This window comes from Vibrio sp. D54 (assembly GCF_021728075.1).
In the GTDB taxonomy this organism is placed as follows: Bacteria; Pseudomonadota; Gammaproteobacteria; order Enterobacterales; family Vibrionaceae; genus Vibrio; species Vibrio alginolyticus.
Genome location: NZ_JAKKCS010000017.1, coordinates 41,644 through 65,104 on the forward strand (window position 1 = coordinate 41,644; position 23,461 = coordinate 65,104).

Sequence of the window (23,461 nt, forward strand, 5' to 3'; positions counted from 1 at the left end):
GCATAGTATAAAAACCGCCAACAACAGATCCTTTGAGAGTGCGTTCACGCAAAAACGATCACATTATACACAGCTATGTCAATCAGATGCTATTGCTTCCGACATCGTTTCTAATGCCTGTTCAATGTTCTCGCTATCCAACCAAGTTAAATCATCCCAGCTGCGTAACCAGGTGATTTGACGCTTGGCCAATTGACGAGTCGCGCATACGCCACGAAATACCGCTTCGTCACGTGTACACTCCCCATCTAAATACTCCCACATCTGTCGGTAACCGACGCATCGTATGGAAGGAAGATCGGGGTGAAGATCTTTTCGCGAATGTAACGCTTTCATTTCTTCTTCAAAGCCCGCTTCCATCATCTTCTCGAAACGGAGTTCAATCCGACGGTGAAGTTCTGCCCTATCCTTGGGAGCTATTGCAAACTGCTTGACTCGGTATGGTAGGCTTTCACCTTTCGTTTGAGTCAATTCAGTCAAAGTTTTACCTGAAATGCGAAAAACTTCCAATGCCCGAGATAAACGTTGGGGATCATTGGGATGGATTCTCGCGGCTGACACAGGATCAACCTCTTTGAGTTCATCGTGCAACACTGACCAACCTTTAGTCAATGCCTCTTGTTCAATTTGCTGACGAATTTCAGGATTTGCAGCAGGAAGTGGTGATAAACCTTCAAGTAACGCCTTGTAATACAGCATTGTTCCACCCACAAGAAGTGGAATTTTTCCTTCTGCAACAATATCATCCATCGCTTTCAATGCATCTCGACGAAAGTCGGCGACAGAGTAAGATTCACTTGGATCCAAAATATCTATCAAGCGATGAGGCGCCAAACTTAACTCTTTTTCATCCGGTTTCGCCGTACCGATATCCATCCCTTTGTAGATCAAAGCAGAATCAACACTGATGATCTCAACCGGAAATTTTTGACGAAGACGAATCGCCAGCTCAGTTTTGCCTGATGCAGTTGGCCCCATTAAAAATAGCGCCAAAGGTAGTTTATCTGTCATGGTTTTAATTTGGCTATCGTGGCAGAGAAATCAACAGCGGATACGAATTTTGTATCTTCTAATGGCAATTGACCATGTCTTAGCTGTTCAAGTTCCGCAATAATTTGAATGGCTTCAGAAAAAGTATAGTGACTCTTCACTGTCGTGACCTGTAATGCGAGCCAATCTATCAACTCAGACAGCATCTGAGCCGCTGCTATACCTTCGTTCACACAAGATTGCGCGTAAGATAACAGATCTGGTACTAAATTTTGTAAGTTTTGTTGACGCAGCGGAGCTGGGACGCCCATCACCATTAAGGCGTGCTCGTTTCTCGCTTTCAATTGAATACCAAGCAATGCCAAATCTTGTTGATAATCTTGGGCCAGTCTCACTAATTCGGCCTCTAACTTAATAGATAGAGGAACAAGCAGAGGTTGTGCCTTGAGTGCACCATCGCTTGGAGAAAGCTGGCCTTTTACACGATAAAATTCTGCTCTAGGTAACGAGACTAACGCCGCCCCACTGTCACTGCTCATCAAAACAAATTGTTCATCGACCACCATCAGCGCTTTGCCCAATGCAGTAATCGATGGCATTGATGTGTGCGAAGTTATCGTTTGGGGCGCTATTGGAGTGACTGCCTGAGCCTCAAACTCTGGCGTTTTCAACAGCTCGTGATAAGCGCGTACTTCTTGTTTAGTTGGCGCTGGTTCTACGTGGCGCTCTTTACTGTGACTTGGCTTTGGTGCAGGTTTGGATTCCACCCAATCATTACGTTTGAATGACTCCACTACGCGCGCCTCTCGCACGGAGGTTTCACTAGGACCGCTATTACGAGGCTTCACTTCATAATCACTGCGTCCAGGATAAGCCGGTGTACTCTCTATCGCTTGATAAACCCGCTCTGGTACTGGTGAAGATGCTGGCTCTTGTACTTTTTCAGGCTCTGGCGAATGCTCAATCTCTTCGGACTCAGTCGGTTCCACGCGATGAAATGCCGATTCATTCACCTGTGGTTTATCAATCACGGCGCTTTGTGAAAGTGCATCCGTCAAAGCTTGATAGATGAAATCATGCACCAAACGAGCTTGGTGGAAACGCACTTCATGCTTAGCAGGGTGAACATTCACATCTACTTGGTGCGGATCCAGCTCAATAAAGAGCACATACGCAGCAAACTGATCTGGCTTTAAGCTCATTTCATAGCTTTGACGAATCGCGTGATTGATTAATTTGTCACGCATCATTCGGCCATTCACATAGCAATATTGTAAATCGCTTTGCTGCCTTGCTCCCTCTGGCGTGGTAATCCACCCATGTAGCTTAAACCCTTGATGCTCAAGCTCGATTCTGAGCATATGCTGCACAAACGCATTACCGCAGACAGCAGCAATACGCTTTTCGGTTTGAAGCTGATTTTTCGCCGCGCGATATTGACGGATGATCTTGCCGTTATGACGCACATTGATGGTGACATCAAAGCGGCTTAACGCAATGCGTTTCAATAACTCATCAATATGAGCAAATTCGGTTTTCTCCGTACGAAGAAACTTGCGACGCGCTGGAGTATTAAAAAATAAGTCCAACACCTCAACGGTAGTGCCAATCGGGTGCGCTGCTGGCTTAAGCTTCACCTGCATATCACGCCCTTCGGAGTAGGCACTCCAGGCTTCTTCTTGTGCCGCTGGACGCGACGTGAGCGTCAAACGCGAAACTGAGCTAATACTGGCTAACGCTTCACCGCGAAAACCTAGACTCATAATGGCTTCGAGATCATCTAAGGTATGTATCTTAGATGTCGCATGACGACTGAGCGCTAAGCCGAGTTCATCTTTCGCGATACCTTTTCCGTTATCACGAACACGAATCAGCTTTGCGCCTCCTTTCTCGATATCGATATCGATTCGAGTTGCGCCAGAATCAAGACTATTTTCAACCAGCTCTTTAATCACAGAAGCAGGTCTTTCGACCACTTCCCCTGCGGCGATTTGGTTTGCAAGTCTGGCTGGCAAAATTTTAATCGTCATAATGAGTTAGAAGCTCACCTACTTGTTTGGAATGATCAGGACTTGCCCAACCGCTAGCTGATCAGAGCGTAAGTTATTCGCTTTACGAATGCTCGATACGCTAACGCCGTATTTGGACGCTATTTTGCCAAGGAACTCACCCCGAGAAACCTTGTGCTTACGAATTGGTTTATCTTTTACCGCGACCGTTATCTTCAACTTTTGCCCTACCCACAAGGTATCTGACTTCAAGTTATTCTCTCGGCGGATATCTGAAACCTTCACTTTATAGTGATTCGCAATCTTACCTAAGAACTCACCAGACTTAACCTTGTGCGTAATGGTTTCTGTCTCAACAGTAATCGGTTTACTTGGCACTTTAATCGTACCAGCAGAAGGAATGTTGAGCTTCTGACCAATTGCCAAGCCTGTCGACTTCAAGTTGTTTGCCGACATCAGCGCTTTAGAGCTAAGCCCATATTTGTTCGCGATCACCGATAATGACTCGCCACGCTTTACAATATGTACCATTGGCTTCGCTGAAGGCGAGAACACCGTACCCTCTGGTGGGTTATCTTTTAAGTACTTGACGACCGCCTTAGTGATAGCCTGAGCTAACTTATCTTGGTGCGCTCGTTGAAACAGTAAACGCTCTTCTGTTGGGTTAGAAATAAAGCCCGTTTCCACTAGCACAGACGGAATCTGTGGAGAGCGTAAAACCGCAAGGCTGGTGTTGATCGGTTTGGTGTTATGCAGGTGCGCAACACGTCCCATCTCACCTAGGATTTCTGTTGCCAGCTTATAGCCTTCTTTTTGTGAATGACTAAACTGCAAGTCCAACAAAGTTTGGTTCACGTTACGATCTTTTGTCTTCGTGAAGAACGCATTACCCGAGCCGCCCAATAACTCAGACTGTTTCTCATGGTTCTCGACCCAACGAGCAATTTCGGTATTTGCACGACGAGTATTTAGTACGAAGACCGATCCACCGCGAGGCTTCGGTGAAGTAAACGCATCTGCGTGAATGGAAATCAGCAAGTGCGCATCATTTTCACGAGCAATCGCGACACGACGGTTTAAGTTTACAAAATAATCTCCCGTACGAGTCATGCGCGTTTTAATACCAGGAGTCGCATCGAGCTGAGCAGCAATTTTTCTTGAAATACTCAATACCGCATCTTTCTCGTACTTACGACGTGAAGGGCCAATAGAGCCAGGGTCTTCCCCACCGTGACCAGGGTCGATAACAATTAATACTTCTTGAGCTCGTTGAACTGAACTCATGTCTTTGCTGGCCGCCGCTGGCTTACTCGGTTTAGAGGTCGATGCCTTCTTACCGTGCGGTAAATCAATCACCAAGCGGTGACCATACTGCCCACCTGGTGTTGGGCTTAATTTAAATAATTCCGCTTGAACGCTCTTCTTTAGTTCAAACACCAAACGATAAGTGCCCTTCTCTGGAGGCGAGCTTTTTCGTACCAGTTTTAAAACAGGGCTATCCGTAACAGTAACAGGCAGTTTGGCCTGCATCGTCGTGCTTTTTAAATCCACGACAAGGCGATCCGGCCCTGATAAAGAGAAATAGGAATAGTCAGCTTCCGAGCCTAAATCGATGACAACACGCGTTTCATCAGGTGAAGGCCAAACTCGAAAACTCTTAACGACGTTAGCAAATGCTAAATTGGGGATGAGAAGGAGAAAAGTGGCGACAAACGTCGCCACTACTCTAAAATTTGAAAAACTCAACATAGTTCCAATCGACTGAGTAACTGCACACCATAATCATTATTAGCTGTTAGTTCGGCTACACGTTGCTCACCTTGGTAGCGAATGTTTACATCAAGATCCGGTTGTGGCAGTAAGCCATGCCCTTTTTCAGGCCATTCAACCAAGCAAATCGCATCGTCTGTGAAATAGTCTCGAATCCCCATAAACTCAAGCTCTTCAGGATCCGCAAGACGATAAAGGTCGAAGTGATATACTTGCCACTGATCCAACTGGTACGGTTCGACTAGAGTATAAGTTGGACTTTTCACGTTACCTTGATGACCAAGAGCACGGACAAAACCACGACTAAAGGTTGTTTTACCTGCACCCAAATCACCATGCAGATAAATTGTGGTTTGCTGGGAACAAAGCTGAGCCAAAGCGGTGCCTAGTGCAACCGTTTCATGCTCATCTTTTAAATTGAATTGTTTCGTGCTCATTGATGCTTCTCTAACTAATGATCGTTGACTATATAAAAATCAAAAGAACAGGAATAGTAAACCGTGTTGGTTTTGAGAGACAAGCTTTCAAATGTCATATGTGCGAAAAAAGTATCCAATAAACGGTATCTTAATCATCTTAGTATCGACCTAGATTTAGAATATATGCAAATGACTTCAATAAGCAGTATTCACAACATCAAAAACGTACCTAACTGGGTAGCACCAAAGCCAGAGATCCGTTAAGATCCGCCCCCCTTTATTCCGGTGGTTAACATGAACTACGAACAACTCGCACAACAAATCAAAGTTTGGGGAAAAGAACTCGGCTTCCAAAAAGTTGGGATCTGCGACGTTGATCTGAGTGAACATGAAGCAGCACTACAAAAATGGCTTGATGCAGGCTATCACGGCTCAATGGATTGGATGGCTCGTCACGGTATGATGCGTGCTAGACCCCATGAGCTACTCCCGGGAACCGTTCGTGTTATCAGCGTCCGGATGGACTATCTGCCACCAGAGGCTCAATTCGCTTCGAACCTCGCGAATAAAAGTCATGCCTATATTAGCCGCTACGCACTAGGGCGCGATTATCACAAGCTCGTCAGAAAGCAGCTAAATAAGCTCGGCAAACTTATTGAACAAGAGGTTGGTCAATATGGTTACCGACCTTTCGTTGATTCCGCACCAATATTAGAGCGACCTCTCGCCCAAAAAGCGGGCTTAGGTTGGACCGGGAAACATTCCCTGATTTTAGATCAAGACTGTGGATCGTGGTTCTTTTTAGGTGAACTACTTATCGACTTACCACTACCCGTAGATGAGCCAAGCGTTGATCAGTGCGGTAAATGCAAAGCATGCATTACATCATGCCCAACACAAGCCATCGTTGAAGACAAAGTTGTCGATGCCAGGCGTTGTATCTCTTATCTCACCATCGAGTTCGATGGCGTGATTCCTGAAGAGTTTCGAAAGCCAATGGGTAACCGCATTTATGGTTGTGACGACTGTCAATTGGTTTGCCCATGGAACCGCTACGCCGACATAACGGAGCAAGATGATTTCCACCGTCGTGACAGTTTCAAAAACCCTGACCTCGTCGACATGTTTAACTGGGATGAAGCGACTTTTCTAAAAAATATGGAAGGCTCCGCTATCCGTCGTATTGGTCATATACAGTGGCTACGTAACATCGCTGTCGCACTTGGTAATGCGGAATATAGTCAGCGAATCATAGATGCGCTGGAAAGTCGGCAAGGTGAAAATAAATTACTTGATGAGCACATTAAATGGGCTTTGACAGAGCAACTGAATCAACTCCCCACTGAGAGTAATTCATCTATAGAGACGAAAAAGCAACGCTTAATAAGGATAGTCGAGAAGGGACTGCCGAGAGACGCATAGAGCGTAGTCTATATGCAAGAGATTGAAAGTACTTTTGCATGTTCAATTCATGACCTTGTTCTCAATTTTGTAATGTGGAAAAAAATTTGAGATTCAAGAAAAACAAGCTAGCAGAAAAAAGTTAAACACAGCTCGGAGAAATGACTAGGATCAAAAAAATACCAGTTAATGATCGTATTTTAACGTACCCGATCCGACAAAAAACTTATTTTTTCTTTATATAACAAAGATTTAATTGATATTTCTTTGTTGTTTCCACTTCACTTTAGAGAAAAGATCTTTCTTCCCCATCATAAAAAGTCAAGCTAAAAACACTTTATCAACCAACTTATCCACAGAACGACGTGTGTGGATAACTCTGTTAATTAAAGTAGATAAAACACGCGAAGCCTCATCATACTTGTACGTCAGCCGATTCATATCGTGTTTTAAACACAAACGAAATCGTCCGACATCATATGATGCGGATAAAAGTTTAGCTTTTGGGGATTCATGCTTCGCAGCATTATGAAAAGAGCGATGTGATTGGTTGCGAGAAGCAGGCGTTGAATCAAGCGGCGCATCCGTAGACGACTTAACAATTGTATACTAAATAAGTACTCAATCTATCGTCTTGTATTTGGTTGCGGGGGCCGGATTTGAACCGACGACCTTCGGGTTATGAGCCCGACGAGCTACCAAGCTGCTCCACCCCGCGTCCGAGTGCTTCATCTTCGTTGATGATGAAGGCTTTGCTTTCATTTATAAAAAGAAACTGGAGCGACACACGAGGTTCGAACTCGTGACCTCAACCTTGGCAAGGTTGCGCTCTACCAACTGAGCTAGTGTCGCCTTTTGTCACCGTTAAGCACGATAAAGGCTATATATTGGAGCGACACACGAGGTTCGAACTCGTGACCTCAACCTTGGCAAGGTTGCGCTCTACCAACTGAGCTAGTGTCGCATTTTGTCACCGTTGAGCACGATGAGGGCTATATACTGGAGCGACACACGAGGTTCGAACTCGTGACCTCAACCTTGGCAAGGTTGCGCTCTACCAACTGAGCTAGTGTCGCATATTAACAGCAGTCGCTATTAATGGAATTTGGTTGCGGGGGCCGGATTTGAACCGACGACCTTCGGGTTATGAGCCCGACGAGCTACCAAGCTGCTCCACCCCGCGTCCGTATTGTGTCACCGTTGAGTACCGTGAGAACTATAAAACTGGAGCGACACACGAGGTTCGAACTCGTGACCTCAACCTTGGCAAGGTTGCGCTCTACCAACTGAGCTAGTGTCGCATTGGTTGCGGGGGCCGGATTTGAACCGACGACCTTCGGGTTATGAGCCCGACGAGCTACCAAGCTGCTCCACCCCGCGTCCGTATTGTGTCACCGTTAAGTACCGTGAGAACTATGAAACTGGAGCGACACACGAGGTTCGAACTCGTGACCTCAACCTTGGCAAGGTTGCGCTCTACCAACTGAGCTAGTGTCGCATCAACAACGTTTCCGCTGTTTAGGGCTGCGAATTATAAGAGCATTTTTTTGTGATGCAAGTCCTTCCTTCAAAAAAACTTTATTTTTTTACTGAACGACGAAAAAGCAATCAAAAGCGATATAAATTACAACAATTTGGATCGCAACCTTAACAGTTAAATCTTGAAAATAGTACCTCGATAGTACTTAAGTTCTGCGATGGACTCACGAATGTCGTCCAAGGCCAAATGTGTTCCCTGTTTTGTGAACCCATTTAGCACCTCAGGTTGCCAGCGACGTGCTAGTTCTTTAAGAGTACTAACGTCAACATATCGGTAATGAAAGAACTCTTCCAACTCAGGCATATGCTTGTATAAAAAGCGACGATCCTGCCCAATGCTGTTACCACATATTGGCGACGCCCCTTTTGGCACCCATTTTTCTAAAAATTCAATGGTTTGTGCGACTGCGTCTTGTTCTGAGATTTGACTGTTTCGAACGCGCTCCACCAAACCGCTTGCCGTATGCGTATTAGTACACCAGTCGTCCATTTTCGCCAGTTCTTCTTCCGGCTGATGAATCGCTAACACTGGACCTTCAGCCAAAATATTTAGTTCGCTATCCGTGACAATAGAAGCAATTTCGATGATTTTGTGCGTTTCAGGATCAAGCCCTGTCATCTCTAAATCAACCCAAATTAGGTTTTGATCGCTAAAGGACATGGTTACGCCGCCTATTTGTTTATCGATAAAAGAGGTACTATACCTCAAAATACGAGAAACACGATACTCATACACGGAGCCAAGAGTACGGCTCAACCATTTGAGTAAATTCACATAAAGTACAGAATTGTGGCAAAGAAGAAAAAGTTAACCAAAGGTCAGGTGCGACGCGTACGTAGCAACCAACAAAAGCGTTTGAAGAAGCAAGAAGATTCCATCCAGTGGGATGAAAACATGCTAGGCGCCAGCAAGCAAGGTCTCGTGATCACTCGTTTTGGTCAGCACGCGGACATTGAAGACCTTGAAACAGGCGAAATTCAACGCTGTAACCTCCGCCGTGGTATTGAGTCTCTAGTATCTGGCGATCGTGTTTTATGGCGCGAAGGATTGGAGTCTATGGCGGGCATCTCTGGTGTTGTTGAAGCGGTAGAACCTCGCTCTTCAGTGCTCACTCGTCCAGATTATTACGATGGCCTAAAACCCGTTGCAGCCAATATTGATCAAATGGTCATTGTCTCTTCGGTATTACCAGAGCTATCGCTAAATATTATTGACCGCTATCTCGTTGCATCAGAAACACTGAATATTGCGCCATTGTTGGTCTTAAATAAGATCGACCTTCTAGAAGCCGATGACCGTGCAATGTATGAAGAATGGCTCAAAGAATATGAACGTATTGGCTATAAAGTGCTTCTGGTCAGCAAGAAGTCTGGAGAAGGCATTGCTGAACTAGAAACCCTACTGCGTGATCGAATTAATATCTTTGTTGGTCAATCAGGCGTAGGGAAATCCAGCTTAGTCAATGCGTTAATGCCGGAACTAGAGAGCGAAGTGGAAGAAGGCGAAGTCTCTGAGAACTCTGGCTTGGGCCAACACACCACGACGGCTGCACGTTTATACCACATTCCAACGGGTGGCGATTTGATCGACTCACCTGGAGTACGTGAATTTGGTCTTTGGCATTTGGAAGCAGAAGAAGTAACAAAAGCATTCGTTGAATTTCGACCATATCTAGGCGGTTGCAAGTTCCGAGATTGTAAACACAATGATGACCCAGGCTGCCTTCTACGCGAAGCTGTCGAGAACGGGGAAATTAACGAAACTCGCTTTGAAAACTATCATCGCATTTTGGAAAGCATGGTTGAAAACAAAGCAAATCGTCAGTATTCACGTAATAAAAAAGCCGATCTGTAATTGAGTTAAGGCTGTAACTGTGTAAAAAGTCTTCACCTAATACTGACAAGCAAATTAAATTTCAGTAACATCACGCGCCCTAAAGCGCGAATCTAACAGAAGTATCGGAATTAAAGATGGACAAGTTTAAAGTTGGACTGCAGTACTGGATCCCACAACACGGCCTCACTCGCCTAATGGGTAAACTGGCTTCAGCAAAAGCTGGCGGTCTAACAACAGCAGTTATTCGTTGGTTTATCAAACAATACAATGTGAATATGGATGAGGCAAAGCACTCAGATCCTAAGCATTTTAAAACGTTCAACGAGTTTTTCGTTCGTGAGCTAAAAGAAGGCGCACGCCCAATTTCTGAAGGCGAAAACGTCATCACTCATCCAGCCGACGCTTGTGTTAGCCAGTTTGGCCCTATTGAAGATGGTCAACTTATCCAAGCAAAAGGTCATCACTTCTCAGCGCAAGAATTGCTGGGCGGTGACGCGAATTTAGCGGACGAATTTAAAGATGGTTCTTTTGCCACATTGTATCTATCTCCGCGCGATTACCACCGTGTACACATGCCATGTGACGGCACTCTACGCCAAATGATTTACGTACCAGGTGACCTGTTCTCAGTAAACCCTCTGACAGCAGAAAACGTACCGAACCTATTTGCACGTAACGAGCGTGTGGTGTGTATCTTCGATACTGAGTTTGGTCCAATGGCACAGGTGCTTGTTGGTGCGACAATTGTTGGTAGCATTGAACAAGTATGGGCTGGCACTATCACTCCGCCTCGTGGAAACACTGTCTACAAATGGGATTACCCAGCAGAGGGTGACAAGGCCGTGATCTTGAAAAAAGGCGAAGAGATGGGCCGCTTCAAACTGGGTTCTACTGTTATTAACCTGTTTGCCAAAGACGCGATTGAGTTTGACGCAAGCATGGAAAACGGTAAGCCAACCGTTATGGGCACACCTTACGCCTTGAAAAAATAAGTAAAACACCGTTAAAGAGCCCTTTATTAAGGGCTCTTTTTATTGATAAAAAGCAAAACTCCGTTCGAAATTTAGCCTCTATTTCTCAAACTCATACCTGCCTCTAAGACCCTCATTCCACAATCAATTATCCTGCGCTTAGAATGAATATTTAGAGGGGCAGCCAATGCCAAAGATGAGTGTAAACACGTTGGCGAAATTGCTGGTGTGCTTTTTAATTCCGCTCGGTGTTTTGATGATGCCGATCGATGCTATTCCTATTGACGATCTCACTTTAATTCAGCATCGCCTGTTAGCTATTTTTCTTCTTGCTGCCCTACTTTGGGTTCTCGAGCCGGTTCCCGTTTTTGCTACGTCCATTCTTATTATCGCTCTTGAACTGATCATGATATCGGATAAAGGTTTGCATCTATTTCGCAATCCACCAGCGGGGCATGATTTAGGAGAGTTAATTGCTTACACCGATATTTTCTCGGCCTTCTCTTCACCGATCATTATTCTTTTTATGGGTGGTTTTGCTCTTGCGATTGCGGCTTCCAAATACGAGCTCGACAACAACCTCGCCCGAGTACTATTAAAACCATTCGGCACCCAACCTAAGTTCATCATGCTAGGCTTGATGTTAATTACCGCCGTTTTTTCAATGTTTATGTCCAATACTGCCACGACCGTGATGATGCTAGCCCTGCTTGGCCCCATCGTCGCTTCAGCACCTAAAGGGGATTTAGGCATTAAAGCACTGGTGTTGTGTATTCCAATTGCAGCGAATACAGGCGGCATTGCGACTCCGATAGGCACGCCACCTAATGCGATAGCGCTTCAATATCTCACTGGAGAAAACGCGATAGACTTCCTATCGTGGATGACAATGGGTCTACCTTTTGTGTTGGTACAACTCACTGTAGCTTGGTTCTTGTTGCAAAAGCTGTTTCCGTCTAGCGAACCAGAAATGAAACTAAAGCTAGATGGTACATTCAAAAAGAGCTGGCGTGCGATCGTCGTCTACATCACTTTTGCACTAACCATTTTGCTTTGGATGACAACGAAAGTGCATGGCATGAATACATATGTTGTCGCGATTATCCCACTAGCAGTGTTCACGTTAACGGGCATTATGGGAAAAGAAGAGCTCAAGCTAATTAACTGGGATGTTTTATGGCTGGTTGCCGGTGGTATAGCAATTGGTATTGCCTTAGACAAAACAGGCTTAGCCGAAGCATTAGCGCACGCTATTGATTACAGCCTGCTATCACCATTTGCCGTTGTTTTAGCCCTATCGGTAGTGTGCTGGTTAATGGCGAACTTTATGTCTAATACCGCAACGGCAAACTTATTGATGCCTATTGCTGCCGCTATTGGTACATCCATGCCAAGCCTTATTGCGGTTGGTGGCCTACAAGGTTTACTGGTTGTCGTCGCCTTCTCCGCATCACTTGGCATGATCTTACCGGTTTCCACACCACCAAACTCTTTGGCTTATTCAACAGGCCTCATCGAGAGCAAAGACATGGCGAAAGTGGGGCTGATTCTTGGTTTGATTGGTCTACTTATCGTGTATGGCGCAGTTTTGGTACTGTTTTAATCGAAGAGCTCCATGAAAAAGCGTGTTGTCATGGAGCTGCTCTCCAGCTACTGCCCTTACAGAGCGGCTTTTACATCCCATAAATTTCGTGCATATTAAGACTCCTCTACTCTACAAGGACGTCGACACATCATGGGTTACGAATGGCTTGCTTTATGCGCCGCTTTTCTGTGGGCAGTTTCTAGCCTAATTTCGGTCATTCCTGCACAACACCTAGGCGCATTTTCTTACAGCCGCTGGCGTATGGGCTGCACAGCCGTGATCTTATCAACAATGGCCTGGATAACTGGCGGCTGGTTAACGGTTTCTTGGGAACATGTAACGCCAATGATGGCCTCAGGACTGATTGGTATTTTTATTGGTGATACCGCTCTATTCGCGTGTTTGAATCGTATGGGGCCAAGACAAGCCGGGTTACTATTCTCTTGCCACGCCGTGTTCTCTGCCATCTTGGGCTACTTCTTATTTAGCGAAGTCATGACCACAATAGAACTACTGGGCGCATCATTGGTATTTAGCGGCGTGGTGATGGCGATATTCTTTGGCCGAAGAGGTCAAGTGAATAACGTCTTGGAAGACATTAAAGGTAACATCTGGGTGGGTATTGGACTTGGCTTAACCGCAGCAATGTGCCAAGCATTGGGCGGCATCATCGCCAAGCCAGTAATGCAAACCAGTATTGACCCAGTTGCGGCTTCTGCTATTCGAATGATCAGTGCCTTTTTCGCCCACAGCATGTTGTTAGTTCTAGGTGTCAAAGTCGCTCGCTCGACGCAACACATTACTTGGCGCATATTTGGTATTACTGCGCTTAATGGTTTCTTGGCGATGGCCGTCGGCATGACGCTAATCTTATACGCACTGCAAGAAGGAAATGTAGGTATGGTTGCACTTCTATCTTCAACCACGCCAATTATGTTGCTACCACTGCTCTGGATTTACACTAAACGCCGACCAAACCGATTTGCATGGTTGGGCGCAGCCCTAGCTGTGATTGGTGCGGGCATTTTGGTTCAGTAACCTTACAGACCAGCCCTTATTGCCAGATACAAAAAAGCCCGAGTTTAAACTCGGGCTTTTGTCATTCGAAGCCGTTAGTTAACTATTTAACTAGTACTTCACCCGTCATTTCTGCTGGGATTTCTAGACCAGCTAGAGAAAGCATGGTTGGTGCAAGGTCAGACAGTTTACCGCCTTCTTTGAATTCAACCGCTTTGTCACCTACATAGATTAGAGGTACTGGTAGGTTAGTATGAGCAGTGTGGATGCCGCCAGTTTCAGGGTCGATCATCATTTCTGCGTTACCGTGGTCCGCAGTGATCAATAGTTGACCGCCAACTTCTTTGATTGCTTCAACCACTTTACCCACACTTTCATCTAGAGCTTCGATTGCTTTCTCAGCCGCTTCATAAACGCCAGTGTGACCAACCATATCTGCGTTCGGGTAGTTACAGATGATGGTATCGAACTTACCTGATTTGATAGCCGCAACCATCTTCTCTGTTAGTTCTGGAGAGCTCATTTCAGGCTGCATGTCGTACGTTGCAACTTTTGGAGAAGCAACCAATTGACGCTCTTCGCCTTCAAATTCGTTCTCAACACCACCGTTGAAGAAGAAAGTCACGTGTGCGTATTTCTCTGTTTCAGAGATACGTAGCTGAGTTTGACCTTGTTTAGATAGCCACTCACCGTAAGTGTTTTCTAGAGACGCAGGTGGGAATGCGATAGCTAGAGGGATATCAGCCGCGTATTGAGTCAGCATCACAAAGTTGATTGCTGGGAATACTGCACGCTCAAAGCCGTCAAACGCAGGAACGAATGCACGAGTGATTTGACGTGCACGGTCAGCACGGTAGTTCATGAAGATAACCGCATCACCATCTTGCATGATTGCGTCTTCTTGACCTTCCGCTTTGATAGTTGTTGCTTTAACGAATTCGTCGTTTTCTTCACGAGCGTAAGCCGCTTCTAGACCTGCAACTGCCGTTTCTGCTGTGAACTCAGCTTTAGCTTGAGTTAGAAGATCGTAAGCAACTTGGACGCGATCCCAGTTGTTGTCACGGTCCATTGCGTAGTAACGACCTACTAGAGAAGCAACGCGGCCTTTACCTAGTTTCGCAAATAGGTCTTGGAAACGTTGTAGTGAGTTTTCAGCACTACGTGGTGGTGTGTCACGGCCGTCTAGGAAGCAGTGTAGGTAGATTTTCTCTGCGCCACGCGCCGCTGCCATTTCAACTGCAGCGTAAATGTGGTCTTCGTGAGAGTGAACACCGCCTGGAGACATCAGGCCCATGATGTGTACTGCTTTTTCAGCTTTCACTGCAGAGTCGATAGCTTCAACTAGCGCAGGCGTTTCTTCGAACTCACCATCCGCAATTGATTTAGTGATACGAGTCAGGTCTTGGTATACAACGCGGCCTGCACCAATGTTAGTGTGACCAACTTCAGAGTTACCCATTTGACCATCAGGAAGGCCAACATCCATGCCTGAAGCAGAGATTAATGTGTGTGGGTTATTCGCAATCAGAGCATCCATTACTGGTGTTTTCGCATTCGCAATTGCGTTACTTGCTGTGTCTTCACGGTAACCGTAACCGTCAAGGATAACTAGAGCCAGTGGCTTCTTAGCTGACATAGTGATGACCTCATCAAATTTAAGTAACTTTTGGCGTAGGGCCTCGCTGCCCTATCTAACCTTGAAACAAAACTAGCGTAATTTTACTACACTTTTTAACCAAAACTGTAGGTTAAGATCAAATAATGTTTGCGATTTATTGTTGCTATCTTACAAGTTAAGCGAACAACGAGTCAGTGCCGACAATCGTGTTCCACAAGCATAGTCATTTCTAATACGCTTTGTACACCCCAGTCTAAGTTCGGTTTTCTTACGCTTCTCATTCTTATTTTTGCACTTGAAACAGCGCTAATTTAAAGCAACATCAAACAAGATGGGTTAATACCTATTGTTCTCTTTTCTCAGTAAAACAGAAGTCACTTAAACCGATAAGTCCAATAGGCCAAAGCAATCAAGCTACCAGAGCGAAATGTACGGATAGTAAGGGCATAACGGGTTTATAGAGATCTCAATTATTCGTTAGAAAATTTTAACCCTCTCGCCTAAGAGCCGTAACCTCGCTATACTCCTGCTTTATTTTTCCGCCAACAGCGTAAGAGCTCAAGACATGCAAGAGTACATTGAATTTTTCCAACAGAACATGATTCTATCTTTGGTTTGGGTAGGTCTTCTTGTCGCCTTTATCATGAACATCGTGAAATCAGCGACAGCCGCATACAAAGAAATCAACGTAAACCAACTGACTCATCTTATGAACCGTGAAAACGGCGTTGTAGTGGATATCCGTACCAAAGACGAGTTCAAAAAAGGTCATATCACCGACTCACTTCACATTTTACCGTCAGACATCAAAGCGGGTAACTTGAGTAGCCTTGAAAACCACAAATCAGACCCAATCATTGTGGTATGCAAGACAGGACAGGCCGCTCAAGAAAGCGCAAACCTACTAGTAAAAGCTGGCTTCGAAAACGTGAGCCTACTAAAAAATGGTTTGATTGCGTGGAACGAAGCGAACCTGCCGTTAGTTCGCGGTAAGAAGTAGGAACGTGGCAAGAACGAAAGTTCGCGTTTAAACGCGCTTTTACCAAGCCTCGCGGACAAAAAACTGAGCAAATTGAAAGCAGTTGGAGCACTAAGTTGTGACGCTTTGCACGTAATACACGCTTCATCTAGTCAAGGTAGATTGGCTCAGTTAGTCTCAGGACATACCAGTTTTCTGAGCTTAGACGTTTCTAGGCTCAACAAATATTGATTTAAGGATTAAAAAATGGCTGAAGCAGCACCTCAAGACGCACAACAAAACTTCGCAATTCAACGCATCTTCCTAAAAGACGTTTCTTTTGAAGCGCCGAACTCTCCAGTAATTTTCCAGAAAGAGTGGAACCCAGACGTTAAACTAGACCTAGACACTCAAAGCCGCGAGCTTGGTGAAGGCGTTTACGAAGTTGTTCTACGCCTAACCGTTACTGTGAAGAACGAAGAAGAGACTGCGTTCCTATGTGAAGTTCAACAAGGTGGTATCTTCACTGCTGAACAAATGGAAGCTGGTCAACTTGCACATTGCCTAGGCGCATTCTGCCCGAACATCCTATTCCCATACGCTCGTGAAACTATCTCAAGCCTAGTCGTTAAAGGTACGTTCCCTCAACTGAACCTAGCGCCAGTAAACTTTGACGCGCTATTCATGAACTACCTACAACAGCAAGCTCAACAAGGCGAAGCTGAAGCGTAATTCACGTTTTATAAGTGACGAATAGCCACAGTGCTGACGTCACCGACTCAAATAAAATGCACAGAGCGTCTACCATCCGATGCAATGTGCATTTTTTATTTCTGACAAAAGTTCCTAGTTCCTAATCGCCAGAAGGCGTAAAATTTGACGATTAGGAACTAGATTCTACTAGTAGCAAGACAATTAGGCGGTAGCATGACACAAGCAAATACAAACAATGCTTACGGTAAAGACATCGCAATGACTGTGATTGGCGCAGGCTCATACGGCACCTCTTTGGCGATCTCACTCGCTCGTAACGGCGCGAACGTTGTCCTTTGGGGACACGAGCCAGAGCACATGGCTCGCCTAGAAGCAGACCGAGCTAACCATGCCTTCTTACCAGGTGTTGATTTCCCTGAAAGCTTGATCATTGAATCGGATTTAGAAAAAGCCGTTCAAGCAAGCCGAGATTTGTTGGTTGTGGTTCCAAGCCATGTCTTTGGCATCGTGCTAAACAGCTGTAAACCATTCTTGCGCGAAGACTCTCGCATCTGTTGGGCAACCAAAGGGCTTGAACCTGAAACGGGGCGCCTGCTGAAAGACGTCGCTTATGACATTATCGGTGAAAACTACTCACTAGCAGTATTGTCTGGCCCAACGTTTGCGAAAGAGCTCGCAATGGGTATGCCGACTGCAATTTCAGTTGCGTCTCCAGATTCTGAATTTGTTGCGGATCTACAAGAAAAAATCCACTGTAGCAAAACCTTCCGCGTATACGCCAATAGTGACTTTATTGGTATGCAATTGGGCGGCGCTGTGAAAAACGTTATTGCGATTGGTGCAGGTATGTCTGATGGTATCGGTTTTGGCGCCAACGCCCGTACTGCATTAATTACTCGTGGCTTGGCTGAAATGAGTCGCCTTGGTGCTGCGCTGGGTGCACAGCCAGAAACCTTTATGGGCATGGCGGGTTTAGGCGATCTTGTCCTGACATGTACCGATAACCAATCACGTAACCGACGCTTTGGCTTGGCATTAGGCCAAGGTAAAGACGTTGATACGGCTCAAGAAGAAATTGGTCAAGTGGTTGAGGGTTACCGCAATACAAAAGAAGTATGGCTACTCTCTCAACGTATGGGTGTTGAGATGCCGATAGTTGATCAAATTTATCAAGTATTGTATCAAGGAAAAGATGCGCGCTTAGCAGCGCAAGATTTACTTGCTCGTGACAAAAAAGCCGAAGGAAAGTAGCAATCTACCGCCCTTTGCTGCTCATCTGAGAAAAATTGAAGTTGTCGGGTCACGGAAGAACCACTCTGGATATTGAGAATGAAACACTGCGAAAAACAAAAAGTCTGGAACAAAATTGTCTCAGAAGCCCGTGAAATGTCAGAACAAGAGCCTATGCTGGCGAGCTTCTATCATGCCACCATTATCAAGCATGAAAGTTTGTGTGCCGCTCTGAGTTATATTCTGGCTAACAAATTGAACACCGCTTCCATGCCAGCGATGGCTGTGCGTGAAGTGGTTGAAGAAGCCTTTGCGGCAGATCCAACCATCACTGACGGCGCGGCTTGTGATATTTGTGCCACGGTCAATCGCGACCCTGCTGTTTCAATGTACTCAATGCCATTGCTGTACCTAAAAGGCTATCACGCACTGCAAGGCTACCGAGTAGCAAACTGGCTGTGGAAGCAAGGTCGTCACGCTCTTGCGACTTACCTACAAAATCAGATTTCGGTAGCATGTCAGGTCGATATTCACCCTGCAGCGCGCATTGGTAGTGGCATCATGCTCGACCATGCAACAGGCATCGTGATTGGTGAAACTGCCGTGGTCGAAAACGACGTGTCTATACTGCAAGATGTCACCCTTGGTGGTACTGGTAAAGAATGCGGTGATCGTCACCCGAAAATTCGCGAGGGTGTGATGATCGGAGCTGGTGCAAAGATTCTTGGCAATATCGAAGTCGGTGAAGGCGCGAAAATCGGATCTTGCTCTGTGGTATTGCAAGCCGTGCCTCCTCACACAACGGTGGCTGGCGTGCCTGCAAAAATCGTCGGACGTCCAAAAACGGACAAACCCTCTCTCGATATGGATCAAGGCTTTAACGGCAAGTCGCAAAGCTTTATCCATGGAGATGGTATTTAATCGTCAACAAACCTTTTTGACAACAACGTGGTAGGTAACTCTCAAGTGCGAAAACAAAATCACCCTGTTCTACGCTCGGCTATTTTATTAACTTGTGCTTTATCTGCCACTTATCCCATTACCTCCTCTGCTGTGAGTCAGCAAGAGCTCAAAGGCGTATCCAGTGAGATAAGCCGTCAGCGCAAATCGCTCTCTTCCCAAGAAAAGCAGCTCAATGAGTTACAGAAATCACTAAAAGATCAAGAGCTTGGTATTTCTAAGCTTGAGCGTGAAATACGACAAACCAAGTCTAACCTCGCACAAGCAGACAAAAACATAGAAAACCTAGAAGAGAAAATTGCCTTGCAAGAAGCACAGCGTCAAGAGCAAGAAGAAGAACTCAAACAGCTGCTGCAAACGTATTACGTAACCGAGCGAGCGAAGGCCAATGGTCACTTGTTAAATCAAGGTGTGGAAGAAGACCGCATGAGCCAATACTTCCAGCATTTAGCTAAAGCACGTGCTGAAGTGATTGATGCGATCACCAAAATAACCCAAGAATTAGCGCACAACAAAAACCAACTCGAGCTAGAAAAAGAGCAAATCGAGACTCTGCTCAAGCAGCAATCCGAAAAACGTACAGCGCTAGCGAGTACACAATCCAAGCGTAAGCAAACCCTGAATAAAATTCAGAGCAGTATCAAGAATGACAAACGCTACTTAGCCGAGCTGCAACGCAACGAAACCCGTTTAAAAGCAGAGATCGCCAAAGCAGCGAAGCGTAATGCGGTGCCAATGGACGGACTCGGCAAACAGCGCGGTAAGCTGCCTTGGCCACTCAAAGGCAGTGTGTTACACAACTTTGGTACGCGACAAACCGGGCAGGTAAACTGGAAGGGCATGGTGCTGTCTGCCAACTATGGTCAACAAGTGAAAGCCGTTTATCCTGGAACTGTCGTATTTGCGGAGTATCTGCGCGGATACGGTTTAGTGGTACTGCTCGACCACGGCAAAGGTGACATGACCCTCTATGGTTACAACCAAGCCTTAACTAAAAAAGAAGGCGACCGAGTCACCGCCGGCGAAGTGATTGCTCTCGCGGGTGATACAGGTGGTCAAGACAGACCATCGCTGTACTTTGAAATTCGTCGTAATAGTGAAGCGCAGAATCCGAAATCTTGGTTAAAACGCTGATTATCTGACTCATAGACTTATAATAAAAAAGGAGCCACTCGGCTCCTTTTTTGTATTCATATTTTGGAAAATGCTATGCGTAGTAGGTTTCTACCGCATCAATAAAAGCATTCACATCATCTTTGCTTAACGCGTTGATTCCTGCCGCCGCCTCTCGCCCCCCACCTGTCGGGAACTGACCACACACGGCAACGGCACCTTGTTTATTGTTTAATGGGGCGCGGAGTGAAACCGTATAAGTACCATCTGCATTTTCAGTAAGTACCGCATGCGCAGAGTCAGGGGTTTGGTTTGCTAGCCAGTTGCCATAAACACCACTGATTCGGCGTGATGCCGCCGTGTTTGGTAACTCAAACAACTTCAGCTTATCACTCTCATGCATGGCAGGCACTGCGAGAGCCGCCTCCATGTCTTGTTGGTAAGCCGATTGCAATTGGTAGTATGGCGAGGCCGTATCTTCAATAGCTTCAAATGGTGACGTGTACTTCAGCAAAGCTCGGTACAGCTCCGCAGGGTGAAAGTGTAAATCTTCGACCTTCGATCCGTAGCCGTTGTAGTTAATTAAAGTACCCAGCTCTTTTAGCTGCTCTTTCTGTTGCTGCAACAAGCCCGCGTTATTCGCTAACTCATCGGCTTTAGCAATCATGTTATCGCCATAAGCCGCCGTAATCGCCCAGTCATGAAAACGCCCATCAAGCAACTTATCGACAATCAACGCCGTGCACATGTTGGCATCGAGATCGATGTGCGCATCCAAATTACCATGCTGAGGAATGTCGCCCGCTTTGTGATGATCGGCGTAAAAGACGTGCGCGCCTTGAGCCAAAGCTTGCTCTAGACCTGCCATGTTCTTTTCCATCGAAATGTCTAACACAGTCAGCTCATCACCCGCTTGCACGTCTACTTTTTCCACCAGCTTGATGTCGCGCTTTACACCGGTTATTAACTGGGCATCGACAGGATCAGCCAAACGCAATTGTAGAAGAGCAATGATGCCATCAGCATCACCATTAAAAATGTCGTAATTCATGGGGCGATAGTTCCTTTATCGAGAATCTTATCCCTGCAAGGGTTTTTAGCGTATGGGACTATTGTGCGTGGCATATTTGACAAGTCAACTCGAGCCACGACTCGAAAATGAGAGTGACTCTCGAAATATTAAGCAGTTTGACGTTTAACTGTGTAGATTGCTAACCGCATCTTCTAATAACAGTAGCTGCTCTAAGCCCTGCTCAGTTGCTAATGGCTTAACGACATTAAGCATCTGCAACATCCCTTGCTTCACCATTTGCTCGGTAATGTTGGTTTTTGAAGCCATCGCGGATTGATACGCCAACCAACTACACGCAATCAAGTGCAATGTACATACTAATGACTTCAACTGTTGTTGATCGACATTCAACAGCTTCATCGTTACGAACTCTTGCATAATAGCAATGAGGTTCGCTTGCAGCTTCTCTTGCACATCGATGTACTGTTCGTGTAGCTGTTCATCTCGTGACAAGATTTCTGGTAAGTTTGCGTAGAAAAAGCGGTATTTCCACATCAAGGTAAAAATAGAGTCTAGGTAGCTCTTCAGCATAGTCAGGCTCTCTTGCGAACCTTGAATAGGGGTAAATCTTTCTAAAAGTTCTGCTGAATAAAGCGCAAAGATCTCGCGAACGATTTCTTGCTTATTGCGGAAGTGGTAATACAGATTACCAGGGCTAATTTCGATGTGATCGGCAATGTGATTGGTGGTGATGTTGCGCTCACCATGTTGGTTGAACAACTCCAGTGCCGCGTAGACGATTTTGTCGCGCGTTTTCATTGTTATCGTGTTCCCTCTTCATTAACGAATCGAGTATAGCGACTTCACCAACCTAGGTCGATAGAGGCTCCAAATACGGTAACATAACAGACCAGTTAAGATGCCAGTTGAGTTGGCGACAAGGTCTAACCAAGAAGTTTGTCGCCCTACATACCCTTGCAACCACTCAATAACGGCGCTGAATAGCAAAATACTAATCGCTACCGCCCAACGTTGACGCCAACGCCACACGCAAAAACAACCTAAAAACGCAAAGCCGCTGTACGCCATAGCGTGCTGCATTTTGTCGAGATACGCGATATTGCCCCAGTCTTGCAGTTCACCTGAACTCAGAGATAAAAAAGCGATCAATATGGCGTAGCTAAAGATGACGAAACGTGCAGCCGTCAGGTTCATTGGACGTCCTTATGCAATTGGAAATGGAAAGGCCGTCACTTGATCAATGTGGTCACAGCCTAGCGCCAGCATGATCAAACGATCGATACCCAACGCGACCCCTGCACAATCTGGCAACCCTGCTTCCAGTGCAGAGATCAGATGATAATCGATCGGCTGTGGTTTTAAACCCATTTCGATACGCTTTGCGTTATCTTGTTCAAAGCGCGCTAATTGCTCTTTCGGGTTATCCAGTTCATGAAATCCGTTCGCCAGCTCTATCCCCTTAAAGTACACTTCAAAACGATCCGCGACGCGATGATCTTGAGGATTGATTTTCGCAAGCGCCGCCTGTGATGAAGGGAAGTCGTACACAAAAGCCGGCACGTCCTGACCAATTTTGTTTTCTACTCCCACGCTAAATAGTAGTTGCAGCAGCGTATCGCGATCTTCTTCTGGCTCAGCAATGTCACTCAAACCCAGCTTGCTTGCCGCCGCTTTCAGCTCAGTCATCGAGCCTTCCAGTGGACACGCACCCAACACATCAATGAAGGCTTGCTGATACGTCATGCGCTGCGCTGCGCCACACTTCAATACCAGCTGCAACAGGTCATCCATTTCATCCATCAATTTATGATGGTCAAAGCCAACGCGATACCACTCCAACATCGTGAATTCAGGGTTGTGGTAGCGACCATTCTCTTCATTACGAAATGCTTTGTTGATTTGATAAATACAACCGCTGCCCGCAGCCAAAAGGCGCTTCATATGGAACTCTGGGCTGGTCATAAAAAACAGCTTACTGCCATCGGCATAGCCTGGGCCAACAAACTCGGTTTGGAAAGTATGCAAATGAATGTCAGTCACGGTTGCGTGACTCATGGCTGGCGTATCGACTTCCATCACCTGTCGGTCAGCGAAGAATTGTCGAATCGACGCGATTAACGTCGCACGTTGACGAAGTTGGTCAATGGAAGCAGTAGGTTGCCAGTTGGTTTGCATAACAAGTCTCTCAAACTTTAATTCAGCGAGGAAAGTCTCATTCTACATGCTTTTTACTCTTCAAGAAGAGAGGAATATCCCTTCTTCTTTTTACTAATGTGCTCGCCAATTTGAGGCAAGCA

At 45.8% G+C, this 23,461-nt stretch carries 20 protein-coding genes and 8 tRNA genes; 10 read left to right on the forward strand and 18 right to left on the reverse strand.

Features of this window, described 5'->3' with window-relative positions; all coding sequences use genetic code 11:
* Positions 1 to 78: 78 nt before the first annotated feature.
* From miaA to tsaE, 4 genes are read right to left on the reverse strand one after another with little or no spacing between them, the layout of a single operon-like run.
* Entirely contained in the window at positions 79 to 1,011 is a 933-nt protein-coding gene (gene miaA / locus L3V37_RS19150; RefSeq protein ID WP_005395375.1) for a tRNA (adenosine(37)-N6)-dimethylallyltransferase MiaA, read from the reverse strand.
* The gene (mutL, locus tag L3V37_RS19155; RefSeq protein WP_237306793.1) at positions 1,008 to 3,020 is read right to left on the reverse strand and encodes a DNA mismatch repair endonuclease MutL; all 2,013 of its coding nucleotides are present in this window, start codon (positions 3,018 to 3,020) and stop codon (positions 1,008 to 1,010) included. The genes miaA and mutL overlap by 4 nt, the downstream gene beginning before the upstream one ends.
* Before the next feature lie 18 nt (positions 3,021 to 3,038).
* Positions 3,039 to 4,748 carry an N-acetylmuramoyl-L-alanine amidase gene (locus tag L3V37_RS19160; RefSeq protein ID WP_005381374.1) on the reverse strand — a complete coding sequence of 570 codons (1,710 nt, stop codon included), beginning with the start codon at positions 4,746 to 4,748 and terminating at the stop codon, positions 3,039 to 3,041.
* A complete protein-coding gene (tsaE, locus tag L3V37_RS19165) occupies positions 4,742 to 5,206 on the reverse strand; it encodes a tRNA (adenosine(37)-N6)-threonylcarbamoyltransferase complex ATPase subunit type 1 TsaE (RefSeq protein ID WP_005381372.1) in 465 nt (154 codons plus the stop codon). Before tsaE ends, L3V37_RS19160 begins: the two co-directional genes overlap by 7 nt.
* A gap of 276 nt (positions 5,207 to 5,482) precedes the next feature.
* Between tsaE and queG the strand changes: the two genes are divergently transcribed.
* Positions 5,483 to 6,610 carry a tRNA epoxyqueuosine(34) reductase QueG gene (gene queG / locus L3V37_RS19170; protein ID WP_005381370.1) on the forward strand — a complete coding sequence of 376 codons (1,128 nt, stop codon included), beginning with the start codon at positions 5,483 to 5,485 and terminating at the stop codon, positions 6,608 to 6,610.
* A 620-nt stretch (positions 6,611 to 7,230) separates the two neighbouring features.
* Here the strand turns inward: queG and L3V37_RS19175 are convergent.
* From L3V37_RS19175 to orn, 9 genes are all read right to left on the reverse strand, one after another.
* Positions 7,231 to 7,307, reverse strand: a tRNA-Met gene (locus L3V37_RS19175).
* Positions 7,308 to 7,365: 58 nt separating this feature from the next.
* Positions 7,366 to 7,441: transfer RNA gene (locus L3V37_RS19180), tRNA-Gly, on the reverse strand.
* Positions 7,442 to 7,477: 36 nt separating this feature from the next.
* Positions 7,478 to 7,553 (reverse strand) — tRNA-Gly (locus L3V37_RS19185).
* 36 nt (positions 7,554 to 7,589) lie between these two features.
* Positions 7,590 to 7,665 (reverse strand) — tRNA-Gly (locus tag L3V37_RS19190).
* Positions 7,666 to 7,695: 30 nt separating this feature from the next.
* A tRNA-Met gene (locus L3V37_RS19195) sits at positions 7,696 to 7,772 on the reverse strand.
* Positions 7,773 to 7,814: 42 nt separating this feature from the next.
* Positions 7,815 to 7,890, reverse strand: a tRNA-Gly gene (locus L3V37_RS19200).
* A gap of 2 nt (positions 7,891 to 7,892) precedes the next feature.
* Positions 7,893 to 7,969, reverse strand: a tRNA-Met gene (locus L3V37_RS19205).
* A gap of 42 nt (positions 7,970 to 8,011) precedes the next feature.
* A tRNA-Gly gene (locus L3V37_RS19210) sits at positions 8,012 to 8,087 on the reverse strand.
* A 156-nt stretch (positions 8,088 to 8,243) separates the two neighbouring features.
* On the reverse strand, positions 8,244 to 8,789 hold the full coding sequence (orn, locus tag L3V37_RS19215) for an oligoribonuclease (RefSeq protein WP_017635574.1): 546 nt from the start codon (positions 8,787 to 8,789) through the stop codon (positions 8,244 to 8,246).
* Between the two features lie 129 nt (positions 8,790 to 8,918).
* On the opposite strand from orn, the gene rsgA reads away from it, so the two are divergent.
* The 4 genes from rsgA to L3V37_RS19235 all read left to right on the forward strand — a co-directional run bounded on the left by rsgA (position 8,919) and on the right by L3V37_RS19235 (position 13,559).
* Entirely contained in the window at positions 8,919 to 9,983 is a 1,065-nt protein-coding gene (rsgA, locus tag L3V37_RS19220; protein ID WP_154204982.1) for a small ribosomal subunit biogenesis GTPase RsgA, read from the forward strand.
* A 116-nt stretch (positions 9,984 to 10,099) separates the two neighbouring features.
* The gene (gene asd / locus L3V37_RS19225; RefSeq protein ID WP_005381465.1) at positions 10,100 to 10,957 is read left to right on the forward strand and encodes an archaetidylserine decarboxylase; all 858 of its coding nucleotides are present in this window, start codon (positions 10,100 to 10,102) and stop codon (positions 10,955 to 10,957) included.
* Between the two features lie 166 nt (positions 10,958 to 11,123).
* Entirely contained in the window at positions 11,124 to 12,539 is a 1,416-nt protein-coding gene (locus tag L3V37_RS19230) for a DASS family sodium-coupled anion symporter (RefSeq protein WP_005386418.1), read from the forward strand.
* Between the two features lie 132 nt (positions 12,540 to 12,671).
* Entirely contained in the window at positions 12,672 to 13,559 is an 888-nt protein-coding gene (locus tag L3V37_RS19235; protein WP_025768800.1) for a DMT family transporter, read from the forward strand.
* A gap of 82 nt (positions 13,560 to 13,641) precedes the next feature.
* Here the strand turns inward: L3V37_RS19235 and gpmM are convergent, their stop codons facing one another.
* Positions 13,642 to 15,174: a 2,3-bisphosphoglycerate-independent phosphoglycerate mutase gene (gene gpmM / locus L3V37_RS19240; protein WP_033907178.1), complete on the reverse strand. Its 1,533-nt coding sequence runs from the start codon at positions 15,172 to 15,174 to the stop codon at positions 13,642 to 13,644.
* 547 nt (positions 15,175 to 15,721) lie between these two features.
* Here gpmM and L3V37_RS19245 point away from each other — a divergent pair.
* The 5 genes from L3V37_RS19245 (at position 15,722) to L3V37_RS19265 (ending at position 20,152) form a co-directional block, all read left to right on the forward strand.
* Positions 15,722 to 16,156: a rhodanese-like domain-containing protein gene (locus L3V37_RS19245; protein WP_237306795.1), complete on the forward strand. Its 435-nt coding sequence runs from the start codon at positions 15,722 to 15,724 to the stop codon at positions 16,154 to 16,156.
* Positions 16,157 to 16,381: 225 nt separating this feature from the next.
* Positions 16,382 to 16,846 carry a protein-export chaperone SecB gene (gene secB / locus L3V37_RS19250; protein ID WP_005386410.1) on the forward strand — a complete coding sequence of 155 codons (465 nt, stop codon included), beginning with the start codon at positions 16,382 to 16,384 and terminating at the stop codon, positions 16,844 to 16,846.
* A gap of 195 nt (positions 16,847 to 17,041) precedes the next feature.
* Entirely contained in the window at positions 17,042 to 18,079 is a 1,038-nt protein-coding gene (gpsA, locus tag L3V37_RS19255; RefSeq protein ID WP_005381474.1) for an NAD(P)H-dependent glycerol-3-phosphate dehydrogenase, read from the forward strand.
* A gap of 78 nt (positions 18,080 to 18,157) precedes the next feature.
* On the forward strand, positions 18,158 to 18,979 hold the full coding sequence (gene cysE, locus L3V37_RS19260) for a serine O-acetyltransferase (RefSeq protein ID WP_005381475.1): 822 nt from the start codon (positions 18,158 to 18,160) through the stop codon (positions 18,977 to 18,979).
* 27 nt (positions 18,980 to 19,006) lie between these two features.
* Positions 19,007 to 20,152: a murein hydrolase activator EnvC gene (locus tag L3V37_RS19265; RefSeq protein WP_005381476.1), complete on the forward strand. Its 1,146-nt coding sequence runs from the start codon at positions 19,007 to 19,009 to the stop codon at positions 20,150 to 20,152.
* Between the two features lie 73 nt (positions 20,153 to 20,225).
* Here L3V37_RS19265 and L3V37_RS19270 read toward each other — a convergent pair whose 3' ends face one another.
* The 4 genes from L3V37_RS19270 to epmA all read right to left on the reverse strand — a co-directional run bounded on the left by L3V37_RS19270 (position 20,226) and on the right by epmA (position 23,339).
* Positions 20,226 to 21,182, reverse strand: coding sequence for a DHH family phosphoesterase (locus L3V37_RS19270; protein ID WP_237306797.1), 957 nt, complete (start codon positions 21,180 to 21,182; stop codon positions 20,226 to 20,228).
* 144 nt (positions 21,183 to 21,326) lie between these two features.
* On the reverse strand, positions 21,327 to 21,962 hold the full coding sequence (locus tag L3V37_RS19275) for a TetR/AcrR family transcriptional regulator (RefSeq protein ID WP_005381480.1): 636 nt from the start codon (positions 21,960 to 21,962) through the stop codon (positions 21,327 to 21,329).
* A 21-nt stretch (positions 21,963 to 21,983) separates the two neighbouring features.
* Positions 21,984 to 22,358 carry a VanZ family protein gene (locus L3V37_RS19280; protein ID WP_017635567.1) on the reverse strand — a complete coding sequence of 125 codons (375 nt, stop codon included), beginning with the start codon at positions 22,356 to 22,358 and terminating at the stop codon, positions 21,984 to 21,986.
* Positions 22,359 to 22,367: 9 nt separating this feature from the next.
* Positions 22,368 to 23,339, reverse strand: a complete 972-nt coding sequence (gene epmA / locus L3V37_RS19285) for an elongation factor P--(R)-beta-lysine ligase (protein ID WP_237306799.1) — start codon at positions 23,337 to 23,339, stop codon at positions 22,368 to 22,370.
* Between the last annotated feature and the right edge of the window lie 122 nt (positions 23,340 to 23,461).

Excerpts from the sequence above, each read along its gene's own strand:
- cysE (WP_005381475.1), top strand. The coding sequence starts at position 18,158 with ATGAAACACTGCGAAAAACAAAAAGTCTGGAACAAAATTGTCTCAGAA.
- tsaE (WP_005381372.1), bottom strand. The coding sequence starts at position 5,206 with ATGAGCACGAAACAATTCAATTTAAAAGATGAGCATGAAACGGTTGCA.
- mutL (WP_237306793.1), bottom strand. The coding sequence starts at position 3,020 with ATGACGATTAAAATTTTGCCAGCCAGACTTGCAAACCAAATCGCCGCA.
- L3V37_RS19275 (WP_005381480.1), bottom strand. The coding sequence starts at position 21,962 with ATGAAAACGCGCGACAAAATCGTCTACGCGGCACTGGAGTTGTTCAAC.
- secB (WP_005386410.1), top strand. The coding sequence starts at position 16,382 with ATGGCTGAAGCAGCACCTCAAGACGCACAACAAAACTTCGCAATTCAA.
- L3V37_RS19280 (WP_017635567.1), bottom strand. The coding sequence starts at position 22,358 with ATGAACCTGACGGCTGCACGTTTCGTCATCTTTAGCTACGCCATATTG.
- miaA (WP_005395375.1), bottom strand. The coding sequence starts at position 1,011 with ATGACAGATAAACTACCTTTGGCGCTATTTTTAATGGGGCCAACTGCA.
- L3V37_RS19235 (WP_025768800.1), top strand. The coding sequence starts at position 12,672 with ATGGGTTACGAATGGCTTGCTTTATGCGCCGCTTTTCTGTGGGCAGTT.
- queG (WP_005381370.1), top strand. The coding sequence starts at position 5,483 with ATGAACTACGAACAACTCGCACAACAAATCAAAGTTTGGGGAAAAGAA.
- asd (WP_005381465.1), top strand. The coding sequence starts at position 10,100 with ATGGACAAGTTTAAAGTTGGACTGCAGTACTGGATCCCACAACACGGC.
- L3V37_RS19230 (WP_005386418.1), top strand. The coding sequence starts at position 11,124 with ATGCCAAAGATGAGTGTAAACACGTTGGCGAAATTGCTGGTGTGCTTT.
- L3V37_RS19245 (WP_237306795.1), top strand. The coding sequence starts at position 15,722 with ATGCAAGAGTACATTGAATTTTTCCAACAGAACATGATTCTATCTTTG.
- orn (WP_017635574.1), bottom strand. The coding sequence starts at position 8,789 with ATGTCCTTTAGCGATCAAAACCTAATTTGGGTTGATTTAGAGATGACA.
- epmA (WP_237306799.1), bottom strand. The coding sequence starts at position 23,339 with ATGCAAACCAACTGGCAACCTACTGCTTCCATTGACCAACTTCGTCAA.
- L3V37_RS19160 (WP_005381374.1), bottom strand. The coding sequence starts at position 4,748 with ATGTTGAGTTTTTCAAATTTTAGAGTAGTGGCGACGTTTGTCGCCACT.
- gpmM (WP_033907178.1), bottom strand. The coding sequence starts at position 15,174 with ATGTCAGCTAAGAAGCCACTGGCTCTAGTTATCCTTGACGGTTACGGT.
- gpsA (WP_005381474.1), top strand. The coding sequence starts at position 17,042 with ATGACACAAGCAAATACAAACAATGCTTACGGTAAAGACATCGCAATG.
- L3V37_RS19270 (WP_237306797.1), bottom strand. The coding sequence starts at position 21,182 with ATGAATTACGACATTTTTAATGGTGATGCTGATGGCATCATTGCTCTT.